Annotated in this window: 16 protein-coding genes; 7 read left to right on the top strand and 9 right to left on the bottom strand. The window is 59.6% G+C overall.

Translation table 11 applies throughout. The annotated features are described in order from the left end of the window. Window positions 1-60 precede the first annotated feature (60 nt). The 3 genes from ACYVI2_RS01160 to ACYVI2_RS01150 all read left to right on the top strand — a co-directional run bounded on the left by ACYVI2_RS01160 (window position 61) and on the right by ACYVI2_RS01150 (window position 2447). A complete protein-coding gene (locus ACYVI2_RS01160; protein WP_415818069.1) occupies window positions 61-1461 on the top strand; it encodes an aminotransferase-like domain-containing protein in 1401 nt (466 codons plus the stop codon). 186 nt (window positions 1462-1647) lie between these two features. After that, on the top strand, window positions 1648-1905 hold the full coding sequence (locus tag ACYVI2_RS01155) for a hypothetical protein (RefSeq protein WP_094820687.1): 258 nt from the start codon (window positions 1648-1650) through the stop codon (window positions 1903-1905). A gap of 14 nt (window positions 1906-1919) precedes the next feature. Then, complete coding sequence (locus ACYVI2_RS01150; RefSeq protein ID WP_415818072.1) at window positions 1920-2447, top strand: helix-turn-helix transcriptional regulator; 528 nt, start codon at window positions 1920-1922, stop codon at window positions 2445-2447. Window positions 2448-2452: 5 nt separating this feature from the next. On the opposite strand, the gene ACYVI2_RS01145 is transcribed toward ACYVI2_RS01150, so the two are convergent. Next, on the bottom strand, window positions 2453-3403 hold the full coding sequence (locus ACYVI2_RS01145) for a LysR family transcriptional regulator (RefSeq protein ID WP_415818074.1): 951 nt from the start codon (window positions 3401-3403) through the stop codon (window positions 2453-2455). Window positions 3404-3513: 110 nt separating this feature from the next. Between ACYVI2_RS01145 and ACYVI2_RS01140 the strand changes: the two genes are divergently transcribed. Together ACYVI2_RS01140 and ACYVI2_RS01135 are read left to right on the top strand one after the other, a co-directional pair. Beyond that, window positions 3514-4632, top strand: a complete 1119-nt coding sequence (locus ACYVI2_RS01140; protein WP_415818076.1) for an NADH:flavin oxidoreductase/NADH oxidase — start codon at window positions 3514-3516, stop codon at window positions 4630-4632. Between the two features lie 187 nt (window positions 4633-4819). Further along, the gene (locus ACYVI2_RS01135) at window positions 4820-5203 is read left to right on the top strand and encodes a YbaN family protein (protein ID WP_415818078.1); all 384 of its coding nucleotides are present in this window, start codon (window positions 4820-4822) and stop codon (window positions 5201-5203) included. A 40-nt stretch (window positions 5204-5243) separates the two neighbouring features. Here the strand turns inward: ACYVI2_RS01135 and ACYVI2_RS01130 are convergent, their stop codons facing one another. Then, window positions 5244-5951 (bottom strand): glutathione S-transferase N-terminal domain-containing protein, encoded by a 708-nt coding sequence (locus ACYVI2_RS01130; protein ID WP_415818081.1) that lies wholly within the window; start codon window positions 5949-5951, stop codon window positions 5244-5246. Window positions 5952-6052: 101 nt separating this feature from the next. Here ACYVI2_RS01130 and ACYVI2_RS01125 point away from each other — a divergent pair, with 101 nt between their 5' ends. Then, window positions 6053-7309: a multidrug effflux MFS transporter gene (locus ACYVI2_RS01125; protein WP_415818084.1), complete on the top strand. Its 1257-nt coding sequence runs from the start codon at window positions 6053-6055 to the stop codon at window positions 7307-7309. Between the two features lie 30 nt (window positions 7310-7339). Here the strand turns inward: ACYVI2_RS01125 and ACYVI2_RS01120 are convergent, their stop codons facing one another. Further along, entirely contained in the window at window positions 7340-9196 is a 1857-nt protein-coding gene (locus ACYVI2_RS01120; protein ID WP_415818086.1) for a choice-of-anchor I family protein, read from the bottom strand. Window positions 9197-9393: 197 nt separating this feature from the next. Next, window positions 9394-10365, bottom strand: a complete 972-nt coding sequence (locus tag ACYVI2_RS01115; protein ID WP_415818088.1) for a Bug family tripartite tricarboxylate transporter substrate binding protein — start codon at window positions 10363-10365, stop codon at window positions 9394-9396. A 221-nt stretch (window positions 10366-10586) separates the two neighbouring features. Between ACYVI2_RS01115 and zigA the strand changes: the two genes are divergently transcribed. Next, window positions 10587-11789, top strand: coding sequence for a zinc metallochaperone GTPase ZigA (gene zigA, locus ACYVI2_RS01110; protein WP_415818090.1), 1203 nt, complete (start codon window positions 10587-10589; stop codon window positions 11787-11789). 45 nt (window positions 11790-11834) lie between these two features. Here zigA and ACYVI2_RS01105 read toward each other — a convergent pair whose 3' ends face one another. From ACYVI2_RS01105 to ACYVI2_RS01085, 5 genes are all read right to left on the bottom strand, one after another. After that, window positions 11835-12815 carry a tripartite tricarboxylate transporter substrate binding protein gene (locus ACYVI2_RS01105; protein WP_415818092.1) on the bottom strand — a complete coding sequence of 327 codons (981 nt, stop codon included), beginning with the start codon at window positions 12813-12815 and terminating at the stop codon, window positions 11835-11837. A 92-nt stretch (window positions 12816-12907) separates the two neighbouring features. Continuing rightward, window positions 12908-14161 (bottom strand): CaiB/BaiF CoA transferase family protein, encoded by a 1254-nt coding sequence (locus ACYVI2_RS01100; protein WP_415818094.1) that lies wholly within the window; start codon window positions 14159-14161, stop codon window positions 12908-12910. An 83-nt stretch (window positions 14162-14244) separates the two neighbouring features. Continuing rightward, a complete protein-coding gene (locus ACYVI2_RS01095) occupies window positions 14245-15384 on the bottom strand; it encodes an acyl-CoA dehydrogenase family protein (protein ID WP_415818096.1) in 1140 nt (379 codons plus the stop codon). 9 nt (window positions 15385-15393) lie between these two features. After that, the gene (locus ACYVI2_RS01090; protein WP_415818098.1) at window positions 15394-16590 is read right to left on the bottom strand and encodes an acyl-CoA dehydrogenase family protein; all 1197 of its coding nucleotides are present in this window, start codon (window positions 16588-16590) and stop codon (window positions 15394-15396) included. 15 nt (window positions 16591-16605) lie between these two features. Then, on the bottom strand, window positions 16606-17787 hold the full coding sequence (locus tag ACYVI2_RS01085) for an acetyl-CoA C-acyltransferase (protein WP_415818100.1): 1182 nt from the start codon (window positions 17785-17787) through the stop codon (window positions 16606-16608). Window positions 17788-17877 lie beyond the last annotated feature (90 nt).

Here is a 17877-nt window from a genome sequence, read left to right as displayed (position 1 = left end):
CATTGCAATGCAACATTCAAGGCGTTGCGGCGTCAGGAAAAAACAGAGGATCAACGAGACATGCGCGTGCAACGTTCGGCCACGATTGCCCAGAAACTCGCCGATATCATCGGCCAACAGATCTCGGACGGGGTGTATCAACCCGGTGACAAGCTGCCATCGCTGCGCGAGTTGGCGCGATTACATCGCTATGCGATCAACACGGTGGTCTCCGCGTTCGATATCTTGGTGTCGCGCGGCATGATCGAGCCTCGCCGAGGTGCAGGGTTTTACGTGTCGGCCCAGTTCCGCCGAGCCGAGGAGGCCGAGGACGAACCCGGGCAGCTGCATCGCGCCATGGACACGGTATGGCTGATGCGCGAGCAGCTCAAAACCCATCCCGGTACGACGGCCGTCGGCGACGGATTTCCGCCGATCGAGTGGTTAGCGGATATGCGTATGGACCGTTATCACCAAAAGGTCGTGCGTACGGGATTGAGTTCCTTATTTCGCTATGGACATCGTTATGGGTACGCCCCGTTGCGCGACAGCCTGGTTCGCAAGCTGGGCGTGCTGGGGTTGGAGGTCAGTACCAGTCAACTGGTGTTGACGCAGGGGGCAAATCAAGCGCTGGATCTGGTGATTCGTTATTTCGTTCCGCCGGGCGCCACGGTGTTGGTGGATGAGCCTGGGTATTACCTGCTGTTTGGCAAGCTGAAGCTCGCCGGGGCGCGCGTCATCGGTGTGCCGAGATTGGCAGATGGACCGGATTTGGCCGCGTTGGAAAATATCTTGATGACCGAGCGGCCCAGGTTGTTCTTTACGCAATCTGTCGCGCACAATCCTACGGGGTCTGATATCAGTGCGGCCAAGGCTTATCGCGTGCTGCAGTTGGCCGAGCGCCATAATCTGCTGATCGTCGAGGATGATCCTTTTGCCGATTTCAAGCCTCCGTCCACTGTGCGCCTATCTACGTTGGATCAACTCGAACGTACGATTTATATCGGCAGCTTTTCCAAATCTTTTTCTGCCGCGTTACGGGTCGGGTTTATTGCCTGCAATACGGCATTGGCCAGCGATCTCGCGGATCTCAATGCCCTCATTCATGTCAGCGGCTCTGAATATTGTGAACGCATGGTCGACATCATGCTGCGCGAAGGACATTACGAGCGCCATCTCGTCAAGTTGCGCCAAAAACTGAGTACGGCATGCGTATCGGCGCAGCAATGGCTGGACGAACATGATTGCGAAGTCTTTGCCCGTAGCGGACAGTCGCTTTATTTGTGGGTGGCTTTCCCGGGAGTTCATGATTCTTTGCAGTGGGCGGAGGACCTGCTGGCGCGTAATGTCAAGATGGCGCCCGGGCGGGTGTTTCACCTGGACTCGGCCGCCATCTCACGCTGGTCCCGCTGCAACGTTGCAGCCATGCTAGACCCGCGATTTCAGCAGGCGGTGGAGGCATTGCTAGGCGCTACGGGCTGACAGATTTATCACTCATGGCATTGTGAATACGCCTGGGCGAGACATACACTATTCCAACGGATTCAAGCGCTAGTGCAGCGGGACTGCACCGTTGAAAACGGTGCGTGGTTCTCGATGGCCACTCTTTTTTATTTGTAAGGTTGTCAGTTGACAACTTATTGATGTGCTTGTACAGTGGGAGCATTGATGGTTCGTCGGATTCACCCAAAAAAGGAAATCGAACAGGTACTCAGATACGCAGAGCAACAAGGCTGGCGAATCGTTGTAGGGGGTGGTCACGCGTGGGGAAAAATGTATTGCCCCTACAACGACGACGAGTGTCGTTGCGGTGAGTTCTGTATTACCTGCATATGGAGCACACCCAAAAGCCCGGCTAACCATGCCCACGCTTTATGCCGTGTCGTAGAAAACTGTTCAACGCACCGCAGAATGCTTTTGTCTTGAGCTAAGGAATCTTGATGGAATATGTTTTTACCTTGAAATATCAGCTTGCGAGTGACGATCGGAATATGGACGACATCGTCGAGCGCCTCGGAGAGGCCGGCTGTGATGACGCGTTGGTCGGTATGGGTGTGCCCGGACGATTGGCATTGGAATTCACCCGTGAAGCAGAGAGTGCCGAGGCTGCCGTTCGCAGCGCGTTGGCCGATGTTCAACTGGCCATTCCTTCAGCACAACTGATCGAGGCTACTCCGGATCTGGTCGGATTGACCGATGCTGCCGAGCTGGTGGGGGTGTCTCGACAGAACATGCGCAAATTGATGTTGACGCATTCGGGGACTTTTCCGACTCCCGTTCATGAGGGCAGCTCGGTGCTGTGGCATTTGGCCGATCTGCTGGCGTGGCTGCAATCAAGGGGGGGATATGCCTTGTCGCAACCCATGATCGAGGTGGCGAAGATGACCTTGCAGGTCAATATCGTTAAACAACAGCAGCGCGTGTCGCGTCGGCTCGCGACGGGCTTGCGTACCTTGATCGCCCGTTAGTTTCCTCAACGTTTCGTGCTACGTTTGGTGGGCGCCGCCTTGGTCCGAGCGCCAGACGGTGCGGGTCGGCGATTTTGAGGGCGTTCTGAGGCGATGTGTCTTTTCAAGTAATCGACGATATAGGCCGCGCGAGTCGACAGTGGCCATTCTGCGCGATGGATCAGCCACAACGTATCGACGACGGGCGCACCGCATTCAACGACTCGGATAGCCTCTGGGCGGGGGAACGCCTGGCGTGCATGACGGTGCAATACGGTGAATCCGAGGCCGCGTGCCACCGGTTCCAACATCAAGCCAATCTGATTGCTAAAACCGTGTATGGACAGACTGCGCATTCCTGGATTACCGGGAAACCGGCGCGCCAGCAGACGGGTGGCCATGGCTTGACCCTCAGGATGATCGATGAACCCCAGGCTTGCCAAATCCTCCCAGCGGTCTACGCGTGCCGAGGCGGGTACGATGAGTTCCAGTGGTTCTTCTGCAAATTTTTGCGATGCCAGACGAGGGTCGTCCGGGCGCAGCGTGACCAATCCCAGTTCGAATTGTTTGCGCAATATCGCATCGATAGTTTCCCAATCAGGCGCGAAACGATGGCGAATACTCAGGCCCGGCCGTGCACGTTGCAAGTCCAGTAATACGGGATACAGGGACAGGCCGATACTGCCGGGCGTGATCAAGCTGATTTCGCCATGCTCTGTGTCTCCATCGCTCAATCGAGCCTGCAGCCGGCGGTCTGCTTGTTCAATATCGTTGCAGTATTCCAGCAGCGCCATGCCTGCAGGCGTCAGTTCAATCTGACGTGGACGCCGGATCAACAATGGACCGAGTGCGGTTTCCAGATGCCGGATGTGTTGGCTGACGGCAGCCTGGGTCAAGCCCAGCTCAATGGCCGCGCGGGTAAAGCCACCGGCCTCGCTTACCGCGGAAAAGGTCCGTAGCCATTGCGGATTTAGCATAACAATAATTTATCGAAGGGATAATGATCCATTAGATCAAATTCTGGTGCGCGGAGGGTAATCTAGCGCTGTCCCTACCTAGTCACCGTATTTTTTTCAAAGAGAATCTGATGTCGTCTGCATTATTCACGCCGTTCACACTCAAGGACGTCACACTGCGCAACCGGATTGCGATACCGCCCATGTGCCAATACAGCGCCGAGGACGGATTCACGACGGACTGGCATCAGGTGCATTACCCCAGCATTGCGCGTGGCGGTGCCGGGTTGGTGATTGTCGAGGCGACTGCTGTGTCGCCCGAAGGGCGGATTACGCCCGCCTGTACAGGCCTGTGGAATGACGCACAAGCCGAGGGGATGGCACGTATCGCGGCCAGTATCAAAGCCGCTGGAGCCGTACCTGGTATCCAGATCGCTCATGCCGGCCGCAAGGCCAGCGCCAATCGTCCCTGGGAAGGCGACGATCATATTCCCAATGATGCCCCGGGCGGCTGGCAGACCATTGCGCCCTCGGCGGTGGCGTACGGTGGTGACTTGCCCAAGGTCCCGACTGAAATGAGCCTGGCAGACATCGAGCGGGTCAAGGCAGACTTCGCTGCCGCTGCGCGCCGCGCGCGTGACGCGGGATTCCAGTGGCTGGAGCTGCATTTTGCGCACGGCTATCTGGCGCAGTCGTTCTTTTCGAGCCATTCCAATCAGCGTACGGATCAGTACGGCGGCAGCTTCGACGGACGCAGCCGTTTTCTGCTGGAAACGCTGGACGCCGTGCGCGCTGTATGGCCGGAGCACCTGCCGCTGACCGCGCGTTTCGGGGTGCTGGAATACGACGGGCGCGACGAGGAAACGTTAGCTGAGTCGATCTCGCTGACGCGTGCAATGCGCAGGGGCGGGTTGGATCTGTTGAACGTCAGCGTCGGGTTCACGATTGCCGAGGTCGATATTCCCTGGAAAACGCCAGCGTTTCTGGGCCCGATCGCAGAACGCGTGCGCCGTGAGGCCGAAATCCCCGTGGCCTCGGGTTGGGGCATGGACGATCCCCTCATTGCACAAGGTCTGGTCGAGAAGAACCAAATGGACTTGGTGATGATAGGGCGTGCACATTTGGCAAATCCGCACTACCCGTATCATTTGGCCCAAGTGCTTGGCGTACAGGATCCGGACTGGGTGTTGCCGGCGCCTTATGCTCATTGGTTGTCGCGCTATCGCGGCGCAGGCAAGAAATCGGCTTGAGGCCGGGGCAGGGCCAGTCATTGGTATTATCTCGGGGACGACGTTTCGAACCTTATTTCGGTCACGTTACTTCTCTCCGATCAAGAACCCATGACGCCTCTGCACTCCCTGAATACGCCCGCGTCACAGCAGCCTGAGCGCCAGATTGTGGCAGCCGAGGGCGGCGTGCAATTGTGGCCGCAGTTTTATGGTTGGTAGGCATCGCTGGATACGCCGCTTGTATTGGGCGTTGGGCATGCTGATGCTCGTGCTGGCCGTCATTGGCGCAGTACTGCCAGTGATGCCCACCACGATTTTCGTGATTTTGGCGGCGGGGTGCTTTGGCCGCGCCTCGCCTCGCTGGGAAGCCTACTTATTACAGCATCCCCAGTTCGGTCCGCCCTTGGTCGCCTGGCGAGAGCAGCGGGCTATTTCTGCACGCGGCAAGGCGTTTGCCGTGGCAGGCATCGCCGTTGGGCTGGCCGTGTTTTGGCTTACGGTCGACCCCGTTTGGTGGCTGGGCGCAGTGGTCAGTCTCTTTATGGTGGGCTGTGCGGTGTGGCTGCTCAGTCGTCCTGCGCCGAGAGCATAGCGATGGTTAGCCTTGTCTCGGCGTGTTCGAGTGCGGCGGTTCAGTTCGGCGCTGCAGGAATGGTCAACCCGCGTTGAACGGCGGGGCGCGCAACGAAAGTGTCCAGCACGCGCTGTACATTGGCAAAATCGCCAAAGCCCACCAGATCGCCGGCTTCGTAGAAACCTACTAGATTGCGTATCCACGGGAACGTGGCGATATCGGCAATGCTGTATTCGTCGCCGAGGATCCAGGCGCGACCGGCCAGGTGACCATCCAGGACCTGCAGCAGGCGCCGTGATTCCGCGACGTAGCGATCGCGCGGACGCTTGTCCTCGTATTCCTTGCCAGCGAACTTGTTAAAGAAACCGAGTTGGCCAAACATCGGGCCGATACCACCCATCTGGAACATCAGCCATTGCAGCGCCTGGAAGCGGCCTGCGGTGTCCTGGGGGATGAATTGTCCGGTCTTGCTGGCCAAATAAACCAGGATCGCGCCGGATTCGAACAGCGCCAGGGGCTGACCATCCGGACCGTTGGGATCCAGGATGGCGGGAATCTTGTTATTGGGATTCAGCGATAAAAATTCCGGAGAGAGCTGGTCCTGCGTGTCGAACGCCACGCGATGCGGTTCGTAGGGCAGGCCCGTTTCCTCGAGCATGATCGATACCTTGACGCCATTGGGCGTGGGCAAGGAATACAACTGAATGTGGTCCGGGTGGCGGGCAGGCCATTTGCGGGTAATGGGGAAAGCGGACAGGTCAGCCATGGAGATCGATTTCCGTAGTGATGGTGGGCGTTGGAATCGTACCCGAATGGCGGGGCCAATATCTTTGATATACAATTAATTGATATGTCATGTATTTGCCGATGGACTCTACTACGTTGCCACGTGGCGTGACGCACGACGAACACTCGCCGTCGCCAGCCGCCGATCTCTCTGATGTCCCCACTGTGGCGCATGTGCCGCTCTGGTTATTAGCCCTGTTCACCTTTAGCGGTACGCTGGCGATGCATATTTTTGTGCCGGCGCTGGCGATGGCCGGTCACGATCTGCAGGCGGGCAATGGCGCGATGCAGATGACGGTCAGTCTCTACATCATCGGGTTGGCGGTGGGGCAACTGATCTATGGTCCGTTGTCCGATCGGTATGGGCGCCGCCGTGTGCTGATGGCGGGCTTGGTGATCTATACCGTAGCTGGATTGGCCGCAGCGTTGGCGCCTGATGTCTATGCCTTGATCGCCGCGCGTCTGTTTCAGGCCCTGGGTGGCTGCGCGGGCCTGGTGCTGGGCCGTGCCATCGTGCGTGATACGGCTGCACCCGCGGAAGCGGCGAAACGTTTGGCGTTGATGAGTTTGATGGTGACGGTCGCGCCCGGTGTCGCCCCGATTGTGGGGGGAGCATTGGCGACGTGGGCTGGCTGGCGCTCGGTGCTGTTCAGCCTGTGCGTGCTGGGCGTGGTGAATTTCCTATTGGCCTGGCGTATGTTGCCGGAAACGGGAGCCAAGCTGGCGCGCGTGACGTCGGCAACGTTGATGCGCCATTATCGGCAATTGCTCGCATCTCGGGCGTTTATCGGCTATTCGATCGGGGGCGGTTGCGCCACCACGTCGATGTTTGCCTTTGTCGCATCGGCACCGTTTATTTTCGTGAATGAACTGCACCGGCCTGCAAGCGAAGTCGGCCTGTATTTGGCCGTGCTGGTCTCTGGCGTGTGGCTGGGCTGTGTAGTGACGTCGCGGTTGATTGGCAAAGTGCCTATGGACCGCGTGATGGTCGCGGGTAATGCATTGAGCGCCATATCGGCGGTGACATTCTTAGGGCTGGTGTTGTCGGGCTATGCCACTGTTGCACCGATCGTGGCGGTGATGTTTTTTTATACGTTCGGCTGCGGCATGGCCGGGCCGATTTCCCTGACGCTGGCGGTCGGCGTGAATCCGCTGGTGATCGGCTCGGCGTCGGGCTTGTATGGCGCGTTGCAGATGGCGGTGGGCGCGCTGTGTACGGCGTTGGCCGGACTGGGCTCGTCTCCCGCGCTTTCGACCGCGTTGGTGCTGGCCGGCGCTGGTCTGACGGGACAGTGCATGTTTTGGATGGCGTCGCGAGGACGCTCGTCGCGGGGCTGAGCGATGCCCAGCCCCTGACGTGATCTACGATCAGTTTGCGTCGTCAGCCAATACGATGCGATAGATCGAGGTGGTGCCGCTGACTTCGTTACCGACAATCAACAAAGGCTGGCCGTCGGGCGAATCCTCGGCGGATACGAACGCCAGTCCCTCGGGACCGAGGTCTCCTGCGCCTGCCGGGTTTTCAGCAGAATCCACGTTGAAGTCGCGCGAGTTCACATAGGTGGTGAATACGGGATTTGCGGGATCGCTGATGTTGTAGACCATGATGCCGCCCATGCGCTCCAGACCGACAAAGGCATAGGTTTTTTCGCCGATCTTGCCCAGTGTGACGCCTTCGGGTTCCGGCCCCTTGTTGTCGCTGCGATCGTCGAAGATCGTTTCGTCATGGCCCGAGTTGAACCACTCTGGATAGCGTTCTGCCGTGATCTTTTCGAATTGATCGCCCGAGTCCCAGACCAGTTTGCCGTCGGCATCGCGGATCGAGAATGAGCGTGCGCCGTAGGTGTATAGCGTGTCATAGACCAGGCGGCCATCAGCGCTCAGTTGCGGTGTGCCGTCGGCGTTCTGTTTGTAGCCCATGGTCCAGGTCACGGTCAGGCGGCCGAGGTTTTCGTCTTCGCGGCAATCGCCAGGATCAGTGTCAGTGGCGCCGCAATAGGCGAAGACGGCGGGGTCGAGCAGGCCGCCAGGCGCCAGTTGGCGCAGTTGGGGCGGCAAGTCGTCGCCAGCCCGGCGATCGAAGCCGCTCTTGTGTACCAGGTGTTTGACGCGGAACTCATCGACAAAACCGGGCGCTTCGGAGGCATCTAAACCCAGCCAGTTGCCGTCGGCATCGCGGCCCCAGTTCCAGTATGCATCGTTGTCTTCGCCCCAGGCGCGGCTATCGCCCTCGTTGGCGGTGACGATGTAGGTGGCGTCGCCCACCGTATAGGATGCGATGCCGTCAGGCATGTACAGGCCTTTGACGCCGGCCCACGGGCGGATGTTGATGGCGCCATCGGCATCGCTGACGTCCAGGCCATTGCCGTCGATGCCGTGGTCTTTGGCGCCCAGCGGCAGGATGTCGGTGATGCGGGCGTTGGCAACATCCAGTTTGGCCAGTGCATTGTTTTCTTGCAAAGCAACCCAGGCGGTGGCGCCGTCGTCCGATACCGTGATGTACTCGGGTTCAATATCCTGTGCGGCCGTCGCGCGCGGGCCGACCAGGCGTACACCCTGCGTGCGCAGCGCGGCCTCTTTGCCGTTCCATTCGGTGAATCCAGCGGTGCGTGCAGTCAAGGCTGCCGGGTTGGACACATCGATGACGCTGACCGAGCCTTCGGGATCGATTGTGTAGTCGTCTGAGGGCTCGCCTTCGTTGGCGACCAGCACGGTCTTGCCGTTGGGGGTAAAAGTCACCATGTCGGGCAGGGCGCCGACTTGGATCGAGCCTAGCAGGGCGAGCGAGGCGGCGTCGTACAAGGCGACATAGCCGGGATCGGTCTTGACCGGCGCTTGAATCGCGACGGCGACCATGCCGTTGTTGACGGCAACGCTGTTGATCTCGGCGCCAGCCAGCACCGCCTCGGCGTCGAGTGTGCCGAGGTGGCTGGGCGTTGAGGGTATTTGCAGGTCCAGTATATCGATTTTGCCGGAGAGGGCATTGACGACAAAGACGCGTTTGGTCGCAGGATCAAAAGCCGGAATCTCAGCGGCGCTCACGCCGTAGCTGCCGGCCTCATAACGGCCCAGGAAATCCACCGAGGTGATGTGTTGAGCGACTTCGGCAACGGGGGGTGTAGTCGGCGGGGCCGTCTCGTCATCGTCGTCATCACTGCTACTGCCGCAGCCCAGCAGGGCGAGGGGTAAAAGGGCGGATGCCGCGGCGAGTTTCCATGTATTCATTGTTCTCTGTCGCTCAGTTCAGGAGTTCGTAAGAGCGGACAGACTAGGGGCGGTTTGTTTCGGTGTTGTTACAAACGGAGATTCGGTCGATAAATAGAGACAACGGGCAAGGCGTGCCTATCGTATCTGCGCAAATACGATTGGCGTGCCTTGCCCGTTCACAGGACATCACAAGCCGCATGGCGGCACGGAGAACTTTAATCCAGCGTGATCCCTACGCTCTTGACGACTTTGGCCCAACGATCGCGCTCGGTCGTGTAGAACTTGCCGAGTTGCGCCGGATCGTAGGTGACGACTTCCGCGCCCTGTTGGTTGAGCTTTTCGACGATCTCGGGTTTTTTGGCGATGTCAGCCAGGATTTTGGCCAAACGCTCTGCGGTCGCGGCGGGCAGGGTGGCCGGGGCCATGATGCCTTGCCAAGTGCCCGATTCGAATCCCGGAACGCCTTGCTCGGCGATCGTCGGGATGTCCGGAATCAACTGCATGCGTTCGCGCTTGGAAATGGCGATGGCGCGCAGGTTGCCGCTGCGGATGTGCGGCAGGGTTGCGAGCAAACCATTCATGATGACTTCGGTCTGGCCGCCTACCGTATCGGAGATGGCCTGTGCGCCGCCCTTGTAGGGCACGTATTCCCATTTTGCGCCGGTGGCTTGCTGTACGGCGACCGCGGCCAGGTGAGGGGCGCTGCCGATGGCAGTGACGGCGAAATTGACGCGCTGCTTTTTCGAGAGCTCGACGATTTCGGGCAGGGTCTTGGCGGGAAAGCTGGGGTGAACGGCCAGGACGTGCGGGGAATACGCCAGCATGCTGACGGGGCGCAGGTCCTTCGACGGATCAAAGGTGAGTTTGGTGTAGACCGATGGCGTAATCGCCAACGCGCCGATGTCGCACAGCAACAGGGTATGGCCGTCGTCGGCCTTGGCCACGATGCCGGTGCCCAGGTTGCCATTGGCGCCCGGACGGTTTTCCACGACGACGCTTTCACCCAGGGCTTTGCTCAGCTCGGGCGAGATCAGGCGCGCAATGATGTCTGATGACCCGCCGGGTGTGTAGGGCACCACGATGCGCACAGGGCGCGTCGGCCATTTTTCCTCGGCAGCATGAGCGTGGGCGACAAGACCCGTCAGGGGTAGCGCTGCGGCGGTGCGCAGAAAGTCACGGCGTTGCATTATTTAAATCTCCTTGGGCACCGGCCGAATGGTCGCGTAGTGCCCATCTCGTTATGGTCGTATGTTGTCGTACAACTTATCGTGGTGTGAGATTAACCCGGGAGATTACCGTTTTGCAATCTTTCCTGTTGATGGATTGATGGTTGACGGAAACGCGTGATTTGTTTTAGAAATGATATAACATAACATTTTCGGTGAATGCGTCGCTGGCGCTGGTTGCTATGACTACAAAATTGCCCGTCACGGTACTGTCCGGTTTTCTTGGGGCCGGTAAAACCACTTTGCTCAACCATATTTTGAATAATCGCGAGGGCCGCCGTGTGGCGGTGATCGTCAATGACATGAGCGATGTGAATATTGACGCAGAGCTCGTGCGCCAAGGCGGGGCGGAGCTCTCGCGTACCGACGAAAAGCTGGTGGAGATGAGCAACGGCTGTATCTGCTGCACATTGCGGGAAGACCTGCTGTTGGAAGTCGGCCGCTTGGCGCGCGACGGGCGGTTTGACCAGTTGGTGATCGAGTCCACCGGCATTTCCGAGCCGTTGCCGGTGGCCGAGACCTTTACGTTCGCCGACGAGGCCGGGCAAAGCCTGTCTGATGTCGCGCAATTGGACACCATGGTGACAGTGGTGGATGCCTACAATTTTTTGCGTGACTACAGTTCCCACGATAGCCTGCAGGCCCGCGGTGAGTCACTGGGCGAGGAGGATGAGCGCACAGTCGTAGATTTGCTCATCGAGCAGATCGAGTTCTGTGATGTGATCGTCGTGAACAAAATCGATTTGGTGGATGCGGACCAACGCGCGCAGTTGATGGCTATCCTGCAGCGTTTGAATCCGCGCGCACGCATCGTCAGCGCCGAATTCGGCCGCGTTGCGTTGTCGCAGGTGCTGAGTACGCGGCTATTCGATTTTGAGCAGGCCTCTCAGGCGCCTGGATGGCTCAAAGAACTGCGTGGCGAGCATACGCCTGAGACGCAGGAATATGGCATCAGCAGTTTTGTGTATCGCGCCCGACGCCCGTTTCACCCCATGCGCTTTCATCGGTTGATCGAGTCCGATTGGCCCGGCGTGGTGCGTTCTAAAGGGTTTTTCTGGCTGGCCAGCCGTCCGGCGTTTGCGGGCTCTTGGTCGCAAGCGGGCGGCGTGTGCCGGCATGGTCTGGCTGGACGTTGGTGGGTGGCGGTGCCGCTCGAGCAATGGCCTGAGGACACCGAGACCGTTGCTCATATTCGGGAGCGTTGGGAGGAAGGGACTGGCGACGCGAGACAGGAACTCGTATTGATCGGCATGCAGATGGGCGAGGCTGTGTTGCGGGCGCGTCTGGATGCCTGTTTGCTCAATGATGTCGAGATGGCACAGGGGCCTCACGAGTGGATGACCTATTCGGATCCTTTTCCGTTGTGGGGCGTAGAGTCCGAATAGGGGTAACGTCAGTCCGTCGTGTCGCGTGACGGGACGATGCGCGATCTATTTCGCCATCAGGCCTAGATGCTCGATCAGGGTCTTGTCTTTTGCGTAGGTGGCGATGGCCCATTCGCGGTAGTCGTCGCTGTTGCGATAGACCGGCTCTTGGTTGAGCTGCTTCATGATCTCCATGCTTTGTGCAGAAAACAGGGCGGTTTTAAAGGCATCGTGCAGTTTTTTGACCACGGCAGGGTCCATGCCTTTGGGACCGGCCAGCCCATAAGGTGACGTGGATGTGACGCCATAGCCTAGTTCCTCTGCTGTCGGGACATCGGGCCAGCGCGTCGTGCGTTTTTCGCCAAAGGTCACCAGCAAACGCATTTTGCCGCTATCGACGAATTGATCCCATCCGCTGGCATCGCTTTGCGCCATGACGTGTCCGCCCAGCAGTGCCTGTTGCATGTCGGCGTTGCCTTTGAAGGGCACATGAGTCAATTTCACTTTGGCATTGATGGCGAGTTCTTCCATCAGGAGATGGGGAGAGGATCCTACGCCTGTTGAACCATAGTCGATCGCGCCCGGCTTTGCGCGAGCCGCGGCAATGTAGTCGTTAAAGGTCTTGAAAGGCGAGTCTGCACGGACTGTGAAACCAAACGTATAGCCGGAGAGGCCCACGATGAAGGTGAAGTCTTTGATCGGGTCCCAGTCGGTCTTGTGCATGTAGGGCATGCGCAGCATGCCCAACGGATAGAGGCTGATCGTATAGCCGTCGGGTTTGGCCGATCTCGCCATGTTGCCAGGCGCCATGGTGCCGCCTGCGCCCGGACGGTTCTCGACGACGACGTTCTGCCCCAGCGATTTGCTGGCTTCCATAGCGACGGCGCGCAGGTGGCGATCGGTGGATCCGCCCGCGGGAAACGGCACAATCAATGTAATGGGCTTGGTGGGAAAATCGGTCTGCGCCAAGGCGGGCCAAGCGATGGTCAGGTTCAATAGTGCAGCCAGTGTCAGCCGAAAGCAGGTACGGCGGGTATTCGATGGCATGATGGGTTGTCTCCGTTATCGGTACTGATTAAATGCCGCGATAGGCTGGGTCTGATCTTTGTCATGATCCCGAGTTAGCGGTTTGCTTTGTGTCATTCAGCCGGGGTTTCTCCCGGCAAGGTCAACACGCCTTTGGCTTGCAGGGCGCGTAATTCGGGTTCGGATAGTTGCAGCAGCCGCTGTAATACGTCTTTGGTGCCTTCGCCCAAGGTCGGCGGCGCGTGACGGATGGGCAGGCGCTGGCCGTCGAGCCGATAGGGGGGAGCATAGACGTGGGTGGATCCCGCGACGGGGTGCGGCAGGCTTTGCAGTAGGCCGCCCTGGCGTGTGCGTTCGCTGGTGAGGGCTTCGTGCAATCCTAGGACTTTGCCGCATGGAATACCGCACTCGCTCAGGCGTTGCAGCAAGAGGTCACGCGGAAATTCGTGTAGCAGGGCCGTCACCATGGGCAGCAGGGTCAAGCGGTTCTTGGCGCGTTCGATATTCGTGGCATAGCGCGGATCCTCGACGATGTCGGGCCGCATCACGACCTGGCGGCAGAATTTGTCGAACTGCGTATTGGTGCCGACTGCGATGATAAAAGGCCCGTCGGCGGCCTCGAACATGCCGTAAGGCACGATGGACGGATGGGCGTTGCCGTAGCGTTGCGGATCGCGCCCCAGCAGCAAGGCATCGAGTCCGTAGTAGCTCGTGACCATGATGCCGCAGTCGTAGAGCGCCATTTCGATCAGACGCCCTTTGCCGCTGCGTTCGCGCCGGAACAATGCCGCCAGTACGGCTTGTGCGGCGTACATGCCGGTCATCATGTCGACGGTCGCCACGCCGAATTTCAGAGGCGGCTGGCTGGCTTCGCCATTGAGGGCCATCAATCCGCTTTCGCCTTGGATTACGAGGTCGTAGCCCGGCCGGGTGGCCTCTGGGCCGGTGCTGTTGTAGCCGCTGATGGCGCAATAGATGAGATCGGGTTTGTGGGCTTTGAGTTGTTCGTAGCCGAGGCCCAGTTTGTCGGCGCCGCCGCATTTGAAGTTGTGCAGGACGACGTCGAATTGGGGCAGCAGATCGTAAATGAGCGCCAGGCCTTCGGGGCTTTGCAGGTCCAGGGTGATGGATCGCTTGTTGCGATTCATGCTGTTGTAGTAGGTGGTCTCGGTTTTGCCGATACGCATGCCCCAATCGCGCGTGTCGTCGCCACGTACAGGGTGTTCGACCTTGATCACCTCGGCGCCAAAATCGGCCAGGACCTGGCCGCACAGCGGGCCTGCAAAGACGCGAGAGAGGTCCAGCACGCGGATGCCTTCCAGCGGCAGGTCTTGATCGTTGGCGTGAGCGGTATGTGTGTCTGGCATGGCATCAGTTCGGTTGGTGGGTCGATGCGATGCAGCGGCCCGGGTGATGGTTTGCGTCAGCACAGTCTGTGTGTGGCATGTCGTCAACCCGGCTGGTGAGCCAGCGCGATGTAGCGATTCAAATGATGATCTTCGTCGCCTAACTGATGATCGATCATGATCAGCCGTTTGGCGTAGTGCGCGAGGGGCAGTTCCCATGTCATGCCAATGCCACCGTGCAACTGGATGCATTCCTCCGCGACCAGCGTGCCAACGCGGCCGACGGTGTATTTCGCAGCGGACAGGGCGCGTTCGCGTGTGATCCGGTCGGCGTGATCGAGCTGCGAGGCCGCGTTGATGACTGCGGAGCGGGTTTGTTCGATTTCCAGCAGGACGTCGGCCATGCGGTGTTGCAGTGCCTGGAACCGGCCAATAGGGACACCGAATTGTTTGCGCGTTTGCAGATAGTCCAACGTGGCGTCACGGGCTGCACCCATGGCGCCCAGGGCTTCTGCGCACAAGGCGAGGACGCCTTTGCCGACGCTGCGTTCCAGGGTGGCGTATCCCTGATCGATCGTGCCCAAGACTGCATCGTCCCGTAGTGCGACGTCGCGTAACGTGATATCCGCCGCACGTCCGCCATCGATCAATGGGTAGCCGTTGATATGTAGGCCAGGAGTGGTTGCCGGCACCAGAAACAGGGTGATGCCTTGCTCGTTTTCCGCGTCGCCGGACGTGCGTGCCGACACGACGAATAAATCGGCATGTTCGGCTTGGGCGACGACGGCTTTGTGGCCATTCAGTGTCCAACCGTTTTTGTTACGCACCGCATAGGTGTCAACATGGGCCAGCTCGTAATACGCTTGTGGTTCCGTGTGCGCCAGCGCGATTCGCATTGCACCGGTTTGCACGCTTTCCAGGATGTCTTTTTGGGCTGGGGTGCCTACGGCTGCGATAGCATCGCCGGCCATCAGCGTATCGAGAAACGGTTCGACGACGAGGCCTCGTCCCAATGCCTCAAACACCACCGCGATGTCAAAGCCATGGCCGCCAAATCCACCATTGGCCTCGTCGAACAAGGCGCCGATCGCGCCCAGTTCGGCATAGCGTTGCCAGAACTCCATGCTGTAGCCTTCAGCAGAGTTCGCAATCCGGTCGCGTACCGCAAAGCCGTATTGCTCGGCCACAAAGCGTGTGAGCATATCCGACAGCATGCGCCGGTCTTCGGTATGGGTGAAATTCATGGCGGCTCCTTACAGGCCCAGAATCATCTTCGAGATGATGTTCTTCTGGATTTCGTTCGAGCCGCCAAAGATCGACAGCTTGCGGTTATTGAAATATTGCGCAGCGGCGCTGTCCGCGCCTGTCGGGCCGATGCTCAGATGCTGGTTGCCGTCCTCGAGCGCCTCAGCCACATAGGGGCGTGCATAGGGGCCCATGGCGCGGCGGTTCAGCGATGAAATCTCCTGGCGGATCTGGGTGCCGCGGATCTTCAGCATCGAGCTTTCCGCGCCGGGCGCGCCGCCGTTGGCAGCGGCCGCCAGTACGCGCAGATTCGTGATGCGCATGTTGTCCAGGTCGATTTCGATACCCGCCAGACGGGCCGCGAAGGCGGGATCTTGCAGCAGGGGGCGGCCGTTTTTCTGCTGTCGAGCGGCGACTTCCTTCAGCTGCTGCAAGGCCGCTGTCGAGAAACCGATCCCCGCAATATTGGTGCGCTCGTAGGTCAGCAGGTACTTGGCGCAGGACCAGCCACGATTTTCTTCGCCCACCAGATTGTCGACGGGGACGCGCACATCGGAGAAGAACACTTCGTTGACTTCGTGTCCGCCATCCAGCGTGATGATAGGGCGGACTTCGATGCCAGGGGTGTTCATGTCGATCAGCAGAAAGCTGATGCCTTCTTGAGGTTTGCCGTCGCTGCGCGTGCGCACCAGGCAGAAAATCATGTTGGCGTACTGGCCCAAGGTGGTCCAGGTCTTTTGGCCGTTGACGATGTAGTGATCGCCATCGCGCACGGCGCTGGTTTTCAGCGATGCGAGATCCGAGCCCGCGCCGGGTTCGGAATAGCCCTGGCACCACCAGTCCGCACCGTTCAGGATACGCGGCAGCCAATAACGTTTTTGTGCTTCGTTGCCGTACTTGATGAGGACAGGCCCCAGCATGCTCAGGCCGAACGGCACGATGCGGGGGGCATGCGCTAACGCGCATTCATTCTCGAAGATGAATTTTTGTACCGCCGTCCAGCCAGTGCCGCCGTATTCCTGCGGCCAGTGGCTGGCGAGCCAGCCCCGGGCGTTCAAGATCGCGTGCCAGGCCTCCATATCGGCTTTATGCAGATGACGATGTTCACGCACCTTGCGAGCCAGGGGCTCGGGCAATTCGGCTGCCAGGAATGCGCGCACCTCGGCGCGAAAGGCTTCTTCTTCGGGAGTGAAAGTCAGATCCATCAGGGATTCTCGTAATCAGTAAATTTCGAATAAACCGGCGGCGCCCATGCCGCCGCCGACGCACATCGTGACGACGGCATAGCGGATGCCGCGGCGACGGCCCTCGATCAGCGCATGGCCAGTCAGACGCGCGCCTGTGACGCCAAACGGGTGGCCGATGGAAATCGCACCGCCATCGACGTTGAGCCGTTCGGATGGGATGCCGAGTTGTTGCTGGCAATACAGGGCTTGCGAAGCAAAAGCTTCGTTCAGTTCCCACAGACCGATGTCGTCGACCTTTAGACCGTGGCGGGCCAATAGGCGCGGCACGGCGTAGACGGGGCCGATACCCATTTCGTCGGGCTCGCAGCCCGCAATGGCCAGCCCACGAAAAGCCCCCAAAGGCTGCAGGCCGGCGCGTTCAGCGTCGCGGGCTTCCATCATCACGCAGGCCGCAGCGCCGTCGGAGAGCTGCGAGGCATTGCCCGCAGTGACGAATTGATCCGGGCCGCGTACGGGCGCCAGTGTCGAGAGATTGTCATAGGTGGTGCCGGGCCGGTTGCAGGTGTCGGCATCGACAGTGACTTCGCGGGGAGTGACGCTGCCGGTGGTTTTATCGGCGACCGCCATTGTCGTGGTGACGGCGATGATTTCGTCACGATAGCGGCCGGCGGCCTGCGCATCGGCGGTGCGCCGCTGGCTTTCGACACTGAAGCGGTCTTGGGCTTCGCGGCTGATGCCATAGCGGGCGGCTACGATGTCGGCCGTCTCTATCATGGGTAGATAGAGCGCCGGCTTGTTTTCCAGAATCCATGGGTCGACGCCGCTGTTCGGATCATCACGGGTGCGCAGCTGGGATACGCTCTCGACGCCGCCCGCTATCATGGCCGGCGCGCCATCCATCACAATGCGGGCGGCGGCGCTGGCGATGGCCTGCAGGCCAGAGGCGCAAAAACGATTGACGGTCGCGCCGCCGATGGTGACGGGCAAGCCCGCGCGTAGCACGGCCTGCCGGGCGATATTGCGGCCGGTGGTGCCCTCGGGATAGCCGCAACCGAGAATGGCGTCCTCGATCATGCCCGGGTCGATGCCCGCGCGTTCTACCGCGGCTTTTACAGCAAAAGCGGCGAGCGTGGCGCCTGGGGTGACGTTGAATTCGCCGCGATGTGCCTTGGTAATGGGCGTGCGGGCGGTAGAGACAATGACAGCTTCACGCATGAAAACGTCCTGAGGGAAAAGAGGGATATGAACCGCGGCAGCGTTCTATTCTTCATCAGTAAGCAAGGCTTGACAATTACATCAATAGTT

This window comes from Bordetella tumbae (assembly GCF_054780995.1).
The sequence above is the reverse complement of the archived record's forward strand: the minus strand, read 5'-3'. Positions and strand labels throughout refer to the sequence as shown.